Genomic DNA, 13,380 nt, shown 5'->3' with positions numbered 1-13,380 from the left:
GGAACCAAAGAAAAACGCTGACAAATAGTCGGCGTTTTTCTGTCTAGGCACCACGTCTGAACTACGGTAGTATTAAGGTATTACATGGATTAGGGGTAGGATATGTTAACATCATTTCTGGTGCTCGAGCTAACGGCGTTGGTTACGTTAGTCTGGGCAATTAAGTTCAAGATTTCTAAACTAACAATTTGGACGTTTATTGCTGTGACGGTTCTAAATGCGATTTATGTGTATTGGCTCATGCCGGTACCAACACTCTCGCAGTTAGTGAGTCCAGTGGCCATTGAAACAACGGCTCTTGTGCTATGGACACTGTTTGCAGGTGCTTCAGCACAAGTTGTTGAACGGGTAACTAAGCGTGGTAGCCGTATTAGTTTTGCCGGATTAACCATCTGGCCGTTTGTGATTCCAATTGTCGCGTTTGTGATTTCATTAGCGGCAGGTATTTCGCAGGCAGTCACTGTGCGGCCAATGTATGACTCTGTTAAAGCGACGGTGAAAAAAGAGGCGCCTTTGACAAAAGACGATCAACCAATTGCGCTTTCGGCACAAGCATCGCAGAACATGATGAAGAAGGCTTTTTCACAAGTGCCGGATTCATCTATGTACCGTTTGGGGGATTTGTCAGCCCAGTACATTAATGGCAAGCCTTATTACGTGGCACCAGTCGAATTCGCTGGGTTTATGTCCTGGTTTATGAATCGCACATTGCCAGGATATTTCATTATTTCAGCGACTGACATTAACGATACAGCTCACTTTGTCAAAGAAAAGTTGGATTATTCTGAAACCAGCTGGTTCTCACATAATATTGCTCGCAAAATTTATATGCGCAATCCGAAGTTTGAACAAGTTGGTGAACCAATTTTGGAAATCGACAACGATGGGCAACCATGCTGGGTGCAAACCCTGCTGAATGTTCGTTGGGCGGGACAGTTGGTGTTTAATGATATTCATGTGTCGTTGACCAATGCGGACACGGGTAAGACGACGGTTTATGCAACTAAGGACTTGCCAAAGTGGGTGGACGCGGGGGTATCCCCAGAGGCAGCTACACGGATGAACCGCACGTATGGTAACCCATACGCCTTCAATTTCCGGCACAAGAACCAAATTAAGCCCACTGAAAACGGGTCAGAAAGTGGTGTGACACCGGTCTTTAATAACGATCGGTCAATCTCATACTTCGACGACTTTACGACGGTAACCTCGAACGCTGATTCGGATAAGGGATACTCGTTGATTAATACGCGGACTGGTGACTTGACGTTCTACGTTGGTAAGAACGTTGGTATCATGGATTCGGATGGGGCGATGAAGGTTGCTAAGCAATTGCATCCTCAGAATAAATGGCACGGCTCAAACCCGGTTATTATGAACATTGATGGCACGCCAACTTGGGTCGTGTCGATGATGGATCAAAACGAACGCTTCCGCGAGTACGCCTACATTAAGGGGGCGGATCAAAATGTCATTGGTGAAGGGGCGAATTCTGCCGATGCCTTGGCTTCTTACCGAAATGCGTTAGCGGGTAGCGTCCAAACTGCCAGTGCCAACGATGATAGCATTAAGACGGAAACAATCACTGGTAAGGTAGCGCGCGTCAATGCTAATGCGACGCTTGATGATAAACAAGTTGTTATTTTTAAGTTAGTTGATGATGACACGCTCTTTACGTTAGATCCATCAAAGGCGCAGACCGCACTGCTGTTACAAGCTGGGGATGACGTTCAGATTAAGGCCAAGACAGTGAAGGGGGCCTCTGTTGCGAATGTCATTGCGCTGACGAACAAATCTTTGAAGTAAGGACGTTGGACTTGTATAATAGAAGTACCGTTTTATACAAGAGAGGTATGTCAGAATGGGTAAGGGAACCATCAAGTCAAATGACTTCGCGCGTGGGGCAGCGTCTAAGGGTGCTGTAACGCGTGATCAAAAGCAGTCGGCACGTCAAGCGTTGCTAGAAAAAGCACGTGCTAAGGCGAAAGCGACGGCAACAGAAACCAAGTAGCCAAAGTGCGTCAGGATACCCTTTTTATTGGCAATCCTGACGCGTTTTCTGTATGATAAATTGTTGACTTTAAACAAGAAGGAAGAGTGGTACTTATGGCAACATTTGCAGAACGCATGCTTGATGAATTGTCTGGTGGACAATTGGAGGATGCAAAGAAGTCATTTGCGTCATCATTGCGTTATGATGACGATGACACAGTTTACTCATTGGCCGAGGAGCTATATGGTTTGGGATTCTCAAGCCAAGCGAAGCGCGCTTACCAGAAGTTGTTGGAGAAGTATCCGGATGAAGATCAATTGCGTACGGCGTTGGCTGATATTGCAATTGACGAGGATAAGACAGATGAAGCGATTGCTTATTTGGCTGAAATTTCTCCAGAGTCAAATGCTTACATTGAATCATTGTTAGTGCTAGCTGACTTGTATCAATCTGAAGGATTGAATGAAGCGGCTGAAGCAAAGCTCCGTGAAGCTTATGATTTGGCACCAGAAGAGTCAATCATCAAGTTTGCCTTGGCCGAGTTCTACTTTGCGACGGGGCAATACAATACAGCCATTCCGTTCTACCGCGAGTTGCTACAAGCTGGTGAGCGTCGCTTCTCTGGTTTGGACATTGCGTCACGAATTGGTGTGGCTTACGCACTGGTAGGTAACTTCAAGAACGCTTTGGGCTACCTTGAGCAAATCAAGACGACTGATTTGACGCCAGATGTTCGTTTCCAATTGGGAATGACCTATGCGGCAGACCCTGAAACGGCTGATAAGGCGATTGATGCCCTAGAAGAATTGCAAGAAATTGATCCGTCATACGCTGGATTGTATGAACCACTTGGTCAATTGTATGAAGATACAAATGATCAAGAACAAGCGTTGATTACATACCAAGCTGGTATTGCGGTCGACGCCTTTAACACCACCCTTTACCAACGTGCGGCAGCTGTTGCACAAATCCAAGGAGAAGATGAAGAAGCTGATCGTATTTATCGTGAAGCGCTTGAGAATAATCCAGAGGATTTGACGTTGACGATTGGCTATTCAAACCTATTGGTTGCCATGGGTGATCACGTGGGAAACATTAACTTGTTGAATGCGTTCTTAGGTGAAGATGATTCTGAAACCGATCCACAATTGTACTGGAACTTGGCACAAAGCTACACGGCTTTGGAGGACTTCGAGATGGCTACGAAGTACTGGAACGCTGCTTTGCCATTCTTCTTGGATAACATTAACTTCTTGAAGCCAGCCTACTACTACTTCCGTGAAGAAGGCGAGACGGCATTGGCTGAAGAGGCGTTGTTCAATTACACGCAATTGGCACCAAACGACTACGAGATGGCCGAACTTTACGACCAACTTAAAGAGGAAAAGGGCCTATAATTTTTAAGCTCATACTTTTACGGTATGGGCTTTTTTATTCACACAAACGCCATGAAGTTAAACAGTTTGTGAAGTCAAGCCTTATCGTTATTGTCTGAGTTAACTGACATGTTAAAAATGAAGGGTAAACATGTTAGAAAAATGGAGGACTAAATACATGGCACATGAGTTGTTACATCGACGACATGAAACACTAGGGGAGTTGCTCGATAAAATGGATGCGTCATTGGTACGCTCACAAACTTTTGGTACTGATATGAAATCGGACGTGGTTGAGAAGGATGATTGCTTTGAAGTCACTGCCGATATCCCGGGTGCTGATAAGGCGGACGTGAAGGTGGATTACGAAGCGGATACGTTGCATATTGCGGCCACGCGTCATGAAATTAAAGATCATTCGGACAAGGATGGTAATATTTTGCAATCTGAGCGTAGTTTCGGGTCAGTTGGCCGATCATACTACTTACCAAATGTAGACCGGGAAGGCATCACAGCCAAGTATAAGAATGGCGTGCTCCACGTGGTGCTGCCGAAGACCGAGACCACAAAAACATCAGGCATCAAAATTGAAGATTAAACAAAAATGATGAGAAACGCCGACCTGTTAGCAGGCCGGCGTTATTTGTGCTAATATATTTGTAATAAACTTAATGGAAACGAGGACATGCGAATGGATGCATTGCAATTGTCACGACGATTGGCGACGGTTGCGTCGTATGTACCCGATGGTGCCCGTCTGGCTGATATCGGCTCAGACCACGCTTATCTGCCGGCAAATCTCTTGTTGAACAAGCGGATTTCATTTGCGATTGCAGGTGAAGTCGCACAGGGGCCGTTAGATAATGTGCAACATGAAATTAATCGGCATCGGTTAGGGGATGTATTGGTCCCGCGTTTGGCTGACGGACTGGCGGCAGTTCAACCAGAAGACTTGATCGACACGGTCACAATCGCTGGGATGGGTGGTCGCTTAATTGCCCAGATTCTAACGGCTGGCCACGCCGATGTCCAACGTTACCAGCGTCTCATCCTGCAACCCAATATTGATATTGATGTGGTGCGGACATGGTTGATGGATAACGGTTACCAGCTAACCGACGAAACGGTTGTGGCTGATGATGGTCACTTCTATGAGATTTTGGTAGCGGTACCGGGTCATGCAACTTATGATAAGCAAGCCCTACAATTTGGTCCTTATAACTTGGTTAATCGCCCAGAGGCGTGGCTAACAAAGTGGCAACGTGAATATGAACGCATTGGTGTGATTATGGCGAAGTTGGCTGATGCTAATAAACAGGACACCCCTGCTTATCAAGAGTATCAGGCGATGCAACGCGATATTGCGGAGGTCCTGGGGAAATGAAGGCAAAAGAATTAATCGCACGAATTGAAGCTTATGCACCCCGTGAATTAGCTTGGGAACGTGATCCAATCGGGTTGCAACTCGGTGATCCAGAGCAAGAGATTCAGACAGTGATGACTGCATTGGACGTCCGACCAGAAGTCGTGCAAGAAGCGATTGAAAAGCACGTTGATTTCATTTTTGCTCACCATCCAATGATTTTCCGGCCGGCTAAGAATTTAGATTTATCAGTACCGCAGAATCGCATGTATGCTGATTTGATTAAGCATGACATTGTCGTTTATGCGGCGCATACGAATTTAGATGCAGCAGCGGGTGGCATGAACGATTGGTTGGCCAGTGCCTTGCAATTGGAACAGGTAAAGCCACTCATTCCAAATCCAGATGGTCAAACGGGTCTCGGGCGAATTGGCGAATTGGCAACACCTCAAACGGTTACGGATTATGCCACCTTTGTGCGTGACTTATTCCAAGTAGCCCATGTTCGCGTTATCGCCAATGATATGAACCGCCAGTTGAAGCGAATCGCTGTGCTTGGTGGCGACGGGGGTAGCGAATATCCAGCTGCATTGGCTGCGGGAGCTGACGCTTATGTGACGGCAGATTTTTATTATCATACCGGTCACGACGTATTGGCTGACGATTTTGTCGTGATTGATCCAGATCATCACATGGAAGCCATTGCCAAGGACCGGTTAGTTGACCTGGTGAAAACTTGGCAAGCAGAAAATGATTGGCAACTGACCGATGTCTTTGCCTCAGAGCAGAACACCGATCCTTACACATATATTTAATATAGATAAGAGGTAATAGACATGACAGAAACAGTATATCCAAACTTAATTGACCGATTTGTGCGTTACGCAAAGGTCAACACGCGTTCAAACGAAGAGTCAACGACGGTGCCATCAGATCCAAAGGAAGTCGCTTTTTTGGCTGATTTGGCGGCAGAACTAAAGGACTTGGGACTAGAAAACGTCCGGACGATGGCTGACGGTTATGTATTTGCTGAATTAGCAGCGAACACAGATGCTGACGTGCCAACGATTGGGTTTATTTCTCACGTTGATACGGCTGACTTCAACTCAGAAAACGTTAACCCACAATTCGTTGAAAACTATGATGGTCAATCAGATATCAAGTTGAACGAAGAGTACACGTTGTCACCAGCTGATTTCCCATCGTTGAAGAAGTATGCGGGTCACACGTTGATTACGTCTGATGGGACGACTTTGTTGGGTGCGGATGATAAGTCTGGGGTTGCTGAAATTGTGTCAGCTGCCGAATACTTGATTGCTAACCCTGATGTCAAGCACGGTAAGGTGGTCTTCGGCTTTGGCCCAGACGAGGAAATTGGTATTGGTGCCGATAACTTCCACGTGGCTGAATTTGGTGCTGACTTTGCCTACACAGTCGATGGTGGTCCATTGGGTGAGTTGGAATGGGAAACTTTCTCAGCTGCTGCGGCAACGATCAAGATTCAAGGTCGTAACGTACACCCTGGTTCAGCCAAGGACACAATGGTCAATGCGTTGCAAGTTGCCATGGATTTGCACGCAGCTTTGCCAGCCGGAGACCGTCCGGAATTGACAGAAGGCCGCCAAGGGTTCTTCCACATCTTAAAGTTGACTGGTACGCCAGAAGAAGCTGAAATGGCTTACATTATTCGTGATCACGATCGCGTTATTTTTGAGCAACGTAAGCAAATTTTGCGTGATATTGTTGAAAAGATGAATGGTGAATTCGGTCTTGAACGTATTAAGCTTGAGATGAATGACCAATACTACAACATGGGTGAAATTCTTAAGGACGATATGACGCCGGTTGATTTGGCTGAAGCGGCTATGAAGGCATTGGATATCGAGCCGGTTATTGAGCCAGTTCGTGGTGGTACGGATGGTTCAAAGATTACGTTCTTGGGCTTGCCTACACCAAACTTGTTTGCAGGTGGCGAGAACATGCACGGCCGTTATGAATATGTATCAACAAAGGTGATGAACCAAGCCGTTGACACGATTTTGAAGATTATTGAATTGAATAACAAGTAATCAATGTTGATTAAAAAGTCGGGTATGCCTATCAATGGCCTGCCTGGCTTTTTTGATTGTCAATCTTTCAGCATCTTCTGAAATGGGCTAGTCATGATAACGCTTACATGTTATAATTAGTCCAATAAATTGGATGACATCCATTGCAAACAGGGAGCACATGAAATATGGCAAAAACATTGGCAATTAACGCGGGATCTTCTTCATTGAAGTTTCAACTACTAGATATGCCGGCCGAAACGGTCATCGCGAAGGGGCAAGTTGAACGAATTGGCTTGCCTGAGAGTGTCTTTACAATGAAGTTTAATGGGGAAAAAACTGAAATTGTGCGCGACATTGCCGATCACAAAGCAGCCATCGAAGAGATGCTGGAACAGTTCCGCACTCAAAATGTCGCAGATAAGAGCGAAATTACCGGTGTCGGTCACCGTGTTGTGGCAGGTGGCGAATGGTTCAACAAGTCAGTAATTGTTGACGACGAGGTACTCCATAAGATTCATCGTTTGGCTGATTATGCACCATTGCATAATCCAGCGAATGCGACGGGAATTGAAGTGTTCCAGGAACTCTTGCCCGACGCGGTTTCAGTCGCTGTGTTTGATACGGCGTTCCACCAGACGTTGCCTCGCGAAAACTATTTGTACCCATTGCCATACGAGTACTACACGAAGTATGGGGCACGTAAGTACGGGGCGCACGGAACTTCACATCGCTATGTCGCTGAACGTGCAGCTGATATGATGGGCAAGCCATTGTCTGAGTTAAAGTTGATTACGTTGCACTTGGGTGCTGGAGCATCAATTACGGCGATTAAAGATGGGAAGTCATTTGATACCTCAATGGGATTCACGCCATTGGCTGGTTTGATGATGGCGACGCGTTCAGGTGATGTTGACCCGTCTTTGATTTACTACATTCAAGAGCGTGAGGGTCTGTCAAACGCCGAAATGTTACGTATTTTGAACAACAAGTCAGGGTTGCTTGGCGTTTCGACGTTATCGTCAGATATGCGCGACTTAGAAGAAGTGGCTGATACAAATGAACACGCAAAGTTGGCACTTGATATGTTCTTGAACCGTGTGGTGCGCTATCTTGGTCAGTACACGTTTGAAATGGGAGGTGTTGATGGTATTGTCTTCACAGCTGGTATTGGGGAGAATGCCGCTAATGTACGTGAGGATATTATTGCGCGTCTAAAGTTCCTTGGCATTGAAATGGATAAGGAAGCAAACAATGTTCGTGGTGTAGAGCGTATTATTTCAACACCTGAATCAAGTGCGACAGTATTGTTGGTTCCAACTAATGAAGAACTAGAAATTGCCCGTGATGTCGAACGTCTTAAGGCGCAAGCGGGCAAGTAAAATTTAAGGTTCGCCGGGTATACTCTGTATATGAATAAGGGGGACATTAAATGCTAACCATTTTGATAATTGCAGCAATCGGCTTTTGGTTTTACGGTAAGCGCCGTTTGAAGCGCATTGTTGTTAAAGCGGATCATGTGGCGCCGTTTGATAAAATGGGGACCTCAGCTAATCGAAAAAACGTTTTTGACGGTCAGTTCGAAGAAATCCGCACAACTAGAATGAAATAAACCTTAATGAGACGACAAGAAAACGTTCAGGTGCTAGGCGCATCTGAACGTTTTTTGTACAATGGAACTATTGATTTAAACGAGGTGATGGCATGCAACAATGGTGGCAACGGAAATTTGTTTTAGGTGCTGGGTTAATTGGCGCGATTATTTTAATGTTAGAGAGTGTTATTGCAACACTTGTTTGGCCTACTTATAAATTAGCGAAATATCCATTAGCGGTGCTGACTGCGCCGGATGCGGTGTATGCGAGTGGCTTTCACGGATTAGAGTTAGTGGCAGGGTTATTAATATTAGTAACTTTGGTTGCCATATGGCGTTTTGCCCGGTATGAGCAGGACAAATTGTTGGCTGCAGCGATGCAACAACTATTGATTGTCTGGCTGGCTGCCGTGATTTTACAATTAGTTTGGCCATTGAATTCGCTCACAGAGGCAGTGCTAGCACGTGGTGTGATTGTTCGCGATGTTGTGTTTGGTGGCTTGGTGATTGTGCTTATTTGGTCGCTCTGGCGTGTTGCGATTGCTAGTGCGCGCCGTGAAATGGATTCTTTAGCTAATGGTTTGAAGTTACTAACTATTCTGTTTGGCCTGTTCCATGTCTTGCAATTTATTGTGCCACTATTAGGTTGGCCATTGGCAGGATTCTTTGACGTCTTAGCGCTTGATGTCTTAGCAGCTGGTTTTGGCCTAATGAGTTGGTATTTTATGCGCTTGGCGGACTGATGATTTATGGTAATCAGGTATCACGACAGAAGTGTGCCTTTTTTCAACCGCTCAAAATTCAGGGTGCTATACTTTAATTGTTGAAAGAGATGAAACAATTAAATGAAATGAATTCAGACAAAATCTGAAGGAGGAAGAAATCATGTATTTGACAATTACTGATGCTGCATTGGAGAAGATTAACCCTATTTTGAAGGCCGAGCCTGGTCGCCGTTTGGTGATGATGTATGAAGATGGTGTGTCACCATATTCACACCATGGTGAGGTTGCCATGCAAGTTTCATTCGTGTTTGCCATTATTCGTGAGGACCAACCTTTGTTACCATGGTTCGACGAAACGATCGATTCAAACATCGGACCATTGCCAATTAAGGGTTACTCAAAGGACTACATGATTCCTAACATGGTTTTGGATGTTAAGAAGTTTGGCGGGGTTGTGTTGCGTGGAGATTCAGGTGTCATTGATGATACGCCTGAGATTCGTGACGAAACAGCCACTGTGACAGATTAATTAAACTCATAAAAGCCACCAATTTCCCGATTAAAGCTCCGAAGATTGGTGGCTTTTTAAGTATCTTGTGGATTGATTTTGCGTTTGGTGGGCGATTAAAAATGCGTCAAGTAAAATTACTTGTCACTTTTTTGGCCAAAACACTTGATATTTGCGAACAAACTGTGTAATATAATTATTTGTAATTTACTAGCTATATTGTAACGGCGCAAGCTTGGGGATTAGCCCAATGCAGCTAATCCTGTCGTTCAAATTAGTGGTGAGGGGCACCTCACAAATTAAATTCAAGGAGTTATGTTAATGCGCATTAACATTTTGTTAGAAGCCGCCGAAACTGGTGAGCGTATCTACCTAACTTCTAAGAACCGTCGTAACACACCAGACCGCTTGGAGTTGAAGAAGTACTCTCCAAAGTTGCGTCGTGTTACTGTGTTCAAGGAGGTTAAGTAATCATGGCTAAGAAGTCAAAGATCGCTAAGGCTAAGAAGATTGAAGCAACTGTCGAGAAGTACGCTGAGAAGCGCGCTGCCTTGAAGGCTGCTGGTGACTACGTAGGTTTGTCAAAGTTGCCTCGCAACGCCTCACCTGTACGTATGCACAACCGTGATAAGATTGATGGACGTCCTCACGCTTACATGCGCGAGTTCGGAATGTCACGTTTGAACTTCCGTCAATTGGCACACAAGGGCTTGATCCCTGGTGTTAAGAAGGCTTCTTGGTAATCTGCATTTTACCTTAAGTCTTAAAGAAAGCATCTACGTTTTGCGTAGATGCTTTTTTTTACGCCATTATGGTATGATTTAGAAAAATCGGAATGGTAGGCTAAAAAGATGAATAATGATGTTGAAGTGATGTTATATGTGACGGATGTGGACCGTGAGGCGAAGTTCTGGCAATCTGTTGGTTTTGTTGAGCGTGATCGCCAAGATATGGGAACAACAGAAATGGTGCAAATGGCACCTAGTGAAGATGGCGCTTTTGCGTTTAACATTTTTGATTTGGCGTTTATTAAAGAAAACTCCCCTGAGGTAGCAGATAACGTGCCATCAGTGATGTTGCATTCTGACGATATTGAGACTTTGTATCAAAAAATGCAAAGTCTAGGGATTGAAACAGGAGAACTAGTTGAGATGGGACTGCAAAAAGTCTTTAATTTCGCCAATCCAGACGGCTTGTACTTTGGAGTGTAGGGCATCTAATATAAGTTATGCCCTTAACTATTAATGCCAAATAAGTAAAATTTAATACATTACTAATACGTTTTCCGAAATAAAAGAGTAGAATGACGTTAGTATCTAATTTTAGTTGAGGTGTATTGCAGAGATGTTAGAAAAAACTGTTTTAAGTAAGCTTTTAGCAAATGCCTTTGACATGCCGGTTATGGTGACATACTGGGATGGCAAGACTGAAAACTATGGCGAGGGCCTGCCGAAGGTCCACATTAAGTTAAATAAAAAATTGGATATGAAGACGCTGGCTAAAATGCCAACGTTGACTTTGTCTGAGGCTTATATGAGTCGTGACATTGAAATTGAAGGTAGTATTCAAGAATTGATTGCGTCGGCTTATCGTAAGTCAGGTAGTTTTCTAACAAACCAAAGTGGCTTTAAGGGAACTTTGACGAAGATGTTGCATGGCCACGATAAGCAAGCATCTAAGGAAGATATTCATAGTCACTATGATATCGGAAATGACTTCTACAATAAGTGGCTAGACAAGACGATGACCTATTCAGCTGCTTATTGGGCACGTGATGATATAACGCTTGAAGAAGCGCAAGTTGCCAAGGTGCACCACATCTTGGATAAGTTGCACGCTGAACCTGGTAAGAAGTTATTGGATATCGGTTCAGGTTGGGGAACGTTGATTATTACGGCCGCCCAAGAGTATGGCTTAGATGCCTATGGTGTTACGTTGTCTGAAGAGCAATATGCCCTAACGCAAGAGCGTGTTAAGGAATTGGGTCTTGAAGATAAGGTGCACGTCATGTTGATGGATTACCGTGATATCAAGGATATGCAATTTGACTACATCACATCAGTCGGCATGTTTGAGCACGTTGGAAAAGAGAACCTTGGTGAGTACTTTAAGAAGGTTGCTGAGTACCTCGTCCCTAATGGGCGTGCATTGATTCACGGTATTACGGGACAACACTATGGTGCTGGTGTCGATCCATTTATTCAAAAGTATATCTTCCCAGGTGGTTATATTCCAAACATTGCTGAAAATGTGACGCACATTATGGAAGCTGGTTTGCAAATGGATGATATTGAGCCATTGCGACGCCACTATCAAAAGACGTTGGAAGCGTGGACGGCAAATTACCACAACGTGTATGACGAGACGATTGCTGAACATGGTGAACCGTTTGCTCGGGCATGGGACTTGTATTTGCAAGGTAGTGCGGCGTCATTTGAAGCGGGTAACATTGACGTTATTCAATTCTTGATGACAAAGGGACCTGCAGGACAAGGGTTGCCAATGACGCGTGCATTCATGACAGCGCGAGAAGCTTAATAATAAGACTTAACAAGAGACACTTCGCTTTAGGCTAAGTGTCTTTTTTGTAACAAAATTACACTTGTATATCGTAAGCGATTACATGAAACGATTCGCTTTCCTCTTACAAAACAAAAGTAATATGATAGATGCTGAGTTTTTAAGGAGAGAGAAACAATGCGATTCATTAAAGTTGTACTTGCAACGTCACTGACAGTGGCTTCGCTGCCGTTTGGGCAGTCTGTGCACGCTGTGACGTGGGAGTACAGTAATTTAGATTCACAAGGCGAGGTAGTGGCCTATTCTGCCGATTATCCCGCGCAAACAGCTCAGGCGGCCGCCTATTGGAATAGTTTAGCTGGCACAACGGTTGTTCAGGTTACTAATGATCCAGCTGCGGCGACTGTTAAAGTTGAAAAACAAGAGACGACAGCAGGGGATACTGATCCGAACGTTGCGTTAACATATGCGCCTGACGGGATTACAGATGTTTATCCAGCTCGAATTGCGACGCAAGGGGTTGATTTACAAACGGTTATTACCCATGAAATGGGGCATTCGTTAGGGTTGAATCATGACCCAAATTCAACCTTGATGGCGCCGGCGGGTGGCCAGTTGGGCGGTCAAGCGCATGATTATGAAGCTTTAAAGGTAGATTTGGCGTCACACGGACGTGAAATTGATAACGCAGCATTTGATGCACCGAAGTCTGCATCTGCCGCAGAAAGTTCTGCCGTAACAGAATCGGCATCGGTTAGTGCATCTGCATCCTCAGTAATAACAAGTAGCATGGAGATGTCGTCAGCTAAGAAACAGGCATCATCTGCAATGTCGACCGCTGCTCAGTCAACGGACACAAGTAAATCGGTTGGATCGGCTGCAACAACGTCATTGAGTCGTGCGACAAGCGTCTCTCAGGAAAGTTCAAGTCAAAGTAGTCAATCATCTATTTCGACACCAGAACGCATTACAGCGCAGACAGTGGCTTCTGAGAGCAAGACAACGACATTGCGGCAAACGGTGGCAGATACAACGGCTGCCGTAAAACAAACGGTAGTTGAAGTAGTCGCAGTAATGGTGGCGGCCGTTGCGGGTGTGACAGCTGCTATTGCGCGCTTTCAACGGCAACATATTGATCGTTAAAGATTGATATACCGATTAGGTCGATAAGAAATAAAAACGGCGTGTCAGCTAAGGCATGCCGTTTTTGCGCGTTTGATAGTATCGTAAGCGGCAAGTCATTGATATGATAG

The 13,380-nt window shown here is 44.9% G+C and carries 16 protein-coding genes; all 16 read left to right on the top strand.

Annotated elements, in window-relative coordinates:
* Window positions 1-102 precede the first annotated feature (102 nt).
* Window positions 103-1,806 carry a hypothetical protein gene (locus ACJ28U_RS09845; protein ID WP_407619145.1) on the top strand — a complete coding sequence of 568 codons (1,704 nt, stop codon included), beginning with the start codon at window positions 103-105 and terminating at the stop codon, window positions 1,804-1,806.
* A gap of 55 nt (window positions 1,807-1,861) precedes the next feature.
* Window positions 1,862-2,011: a hypothetical protein gene (locus ACJ28U_RS09840; RefSeq protein WP_010371675.1), complete on the top strand. Its 150-nt coding sequence runs from the start codon at window positions 1,862-1,864 to the stop codon at window positions 2,009-2,011.
* A gap of 95 nt (window positions 2,012-2,106) precedes the next feature.
* Window positions 2,107-3,390: a tetratricopeptide repeat protein gene (locus ACJ28U_RS09835; RefSeq protein ID WP_106443900.1), complete on the top strand. Its 1,284-nt coding sequence runs from the start codon at window positions 2,107-2,109 to the stop codon at window positions 3,388-3,390.
* Window positions 3,391-3,547: 157 nt separating this feature from the next.
* Entirely contained in the window at window positions 3,548-3,967 is a 420-nt protein-coding gene (locus tag ACJ28U_RS09830; RefSeq protein ID WP_407619144.1) for an Hsp20/alpha crystallin family protein, read from the top strand.
* Between the two features lie 93 nt (window positions 3,968-4,060).
* Window positions 4,061-4,753, top strand: a complete 693-nt coding sequence (locus ACJ28U_RS09825) for a tRNA (adenine(22)-N(1))-methyltransferase (RefSeq protein ID WP_407619143.1) — start codon at window positions 4,061-4,063, stop codon at window positions 4,751-4,753.
* A complete protein-coding gene (locus ACJ28U_RS09820) occupies window positions 4,750-5,547 on the top strand; it encodes a Nif3-like dinuclear metal center hexameric protein (RefSeq protein WP_407619142.1) in 798 nt (265 codons plus the stop codon). Before ACJ28U_RS09825 ends, ACJ28U_RS09820 begins: the two co-directional genes overlap by 4 nt.
* A gap of 21 nt (window positions 5,548-5,568) precedes the next feature.
* The gene (gene pepT, locus ACJ28U_RS09815) at window positions 5,569-6,801 is read left to right on the top strand and encodes a peptidase T (protein ID WP_407619141.1); all 1,233 of its coding nucleotides are present in this window, start codon (window positions 5,569-5,571) and stop codon (window positions 6,799-6,801) included.
* Between the two features lie 167 nt (window positions 6,802-6,968).
* Window positions 6,969-8,162: an acetate/propionate family kinase gene (locus ACJ28U_RS09810; RefSeq protein WP_010371658.1), complete on the top strand. Its 1,194-nt coding sequence runs from the start codon at window positions 6,969-6,971 to the stop codon at window positions 8,160-8,162.
* 50 nt (window positions 8,163-8,212) lie between these two features.
* Window positions 8,213-8,392, top strand: coding sequence for a hypothetical protein (locus ACJ28U_RS09805; protein WP_407619140.1), 180 nt, complete (start codon window positions 8,213-8,215; stop codon window positions 8,390-8,392).
* A gap of 92 nt (window positions 8,393-8,484) precedes the next feature.
* The gene (locus ACJ28U_RS09800) at window positions 8,485-9,117 is read left to right on the top strand and encodes a hypothetical protein (RefSeq protein ID WP_407619139.1); all 633 of its coding nucleotides are present in this window, start codon (window positions 8,485-8,487) and stop codon (window positions 9,115-9,117) included.
* Window positions 9,118-9,259: 142 nt separating this feature from the next.
* Window positions 9,260-9,628: an iron-sulfur cluster biosynthesis family protein gene (locus tag ACJ28U_RS09795; protein ID WP_010371650.1), complete on the top strand. Its 369-nt coding sequence runs from the start codon at window positions 9,260-9,262 to the stop codon at window positions 9,626-9,628.
* A 300-nt stretch (window positions 9,629-9,928) separates the two neighbouring features.
* On the top strand, window positions 9,929-10,078 hold the full coding sequence (gene rpmG, locus ACJ28U_RS09790; RefSeq protein WP_002827335.1) for a 50S ribosomal protein L33: 150 nt from the start codon (window positions 9,929-9,931) through the stop codon (window positions 10,076-10,078).
* A 2-nt stretch (window positions 10,079-10,080) separates the two neighbouring features.
* Entirely contained in the window at window positions 10,081-10,350 is a 270-nt protein-coding gene (rpsN, locus tag ACJ28U_RS09785; protein ID WP_010371640.1) for a 30S ribosomal protein S14, read from the top strand.
* A gap of 108 nt (window positions 10,351-10,458) precedes the next feature.
* Entirely contained in the window at window positions 10,459-10,818 is a 360-nt protein-coding gene (locus ACJ28U_RS09780; protein WP_407619138.1) for a VOC family protein, read from the top strand.
* Window positions 10,819-10,951: 133 nt separating this feature from the next.
* Window positions 10,952-12,145 carry a class I SAM-dependent methyltransferase gene (locus ACJ28U_RS09775; protein ID WP_407619137.1) on the top strand — a complete coding sequence of 398 codons (1,194 nt, stop codon included), beginning with the start codon at window positions 10,952-10,954 and terminating at the stop codon, window positions 12,143-12,145.
* 159 nt (window positions 12,146-12,304) lie between these two features.
* The gene (locus tag ACJ28U_RS09770) at window positions 12,305-13,270 is read left to right on the top strand and encodes a matrixin family metalloprotease (protein ID WP_407619136.1); all 966 of its coding nucleotides are present in this window, start codon (window positions 12,305-12,307) and stop codon (window positions 13,268-13,270) included.
* Window positions 13,271-13,380: the final 110 nt, after the last annotated feature.

The organism is Weissella sp. MSCH1, assembly GCF_045799135.1.
In the GTDB taxonomy this organism is placed as follows: domain Bacteria; phylum Bacillota; class Bacilli; order Lactobacillales; family Lactobacillaceae; genus Weissella.
Note: the sequence above shows the minus strand (reverse complement) of the source record. Positions and strands in the feature narration are given on the sequence as shown.

Bases quoted from the DNA above. Each gene is read 5' to 3' on its own strand.
- ACJ28U_RS09845 (WP_407619145.1), top strand. From the start codon at position 103: ATGTTAACATCATTTCTGGTGCTCGAGCTAACGGCGTTGGTTACGTTA.
- ACJ28U_RS09840 (WP_010371675.1), top strand. From the start codon at position 1,862: ATGGGTAAGGGAACCATCAAGTCAAATGACTTCGCGCGTGGGGCAGCG.
- ACJ28U_RS09835 (WP_106443900.1), top strand. From the start codon at position 2,107: ATGGCAACATTTGCAGAACGCATGCTTGATGAATTGTCTGGTGGACAA.
- ACJ28U_RS09830 (WP_407619144.1), top strand. From the start codon at position 3,548: ATGGCACATGAGTTGTTACATCGACGACATGAAACACTAGGGGAGTTG.
- ACJ28U_RS09825 (WP_407619143.1), top strand. From the start codon at position 4,061: ATGGATGCATTGCAATTGTCACGACGATTGGCGACGGTTGCGTCGTAT.
- ACJ28U_RS09820 (WP_407619142.1), top strand. From the start codon at position 4,750: ATGAAGGCAAAAGAATTAATCGCACGAATTGAAGCTTATGCACCCCGT.
- pepT (WP_407619141.1), top strand. From the start codon at position 5,569: ATGACAGAAACAGTATATCCAAACTTAATTGACCGATTTGTGCGTTAC.
- ACJ28U_RS09810 (WP_010371658.1), top strand. From the start codon at position 6,969: ATGGCAAAAACATTGGCAATTAACGCGGGATCTTCTTCATTGAAGTTT.
- ACJ28U_RS09805 (WP_407619140.1), top strand. From the start codon at position 8,213: ATGCTAACCATTTTGATAATTGCAGCAATCGGCTTTTGGTTTTACGGT.
- ACJ28U_RS09800 (WP_407619139.1), top strand. From the start codon at position 8,485: ATGCAACAATGGTGGCAACGGAAATTTGTTTTAGGTGCTGGGTTAATT.
- ACJ28U_RS09795 (WP_010371650.1), top strand. From the start codon at position 9,260: ATGTATTTGACAATTACTGATGCTGCATTGGAGAAGATTAACCCTATT.
- rpmG (WP_002827335.1), top strand. From the start codon at position 9,929: ATGCGCATTAACATTTTGTTAGAAGCCGCCGAAACTGGTGAGCGTATC.
- rpsN (WP_010371640.1), top strand. From the start codon at position 10,081: ATGGCTAAGAAGTCAAAGATCGCTAAGGCTAAGAAGATTGAAGCAACT.
- ACJ28U_RS09780 (WP_407619138.1), top strand. From the start codon at position 10,459: ATGAATAATGATGTTGAAGTGATGTTATATGTGACGGATGTGGACCGT.
- ACJ28U_RS09775 (WP_407619137.1), top strand. From the start codon at position 10,952: ATGTTAGAAAAAACTGTTTTAAGTAAGCTTTTAGCAAATGCCTTTGAC.
- ACJ28U_RS09770 (WP_407619136.1), top strand. From the start codon at position 12,305: ATGCGATTCATTAAAGTTGTACTTGCAACGTCACTGACAGTGGCTTCG.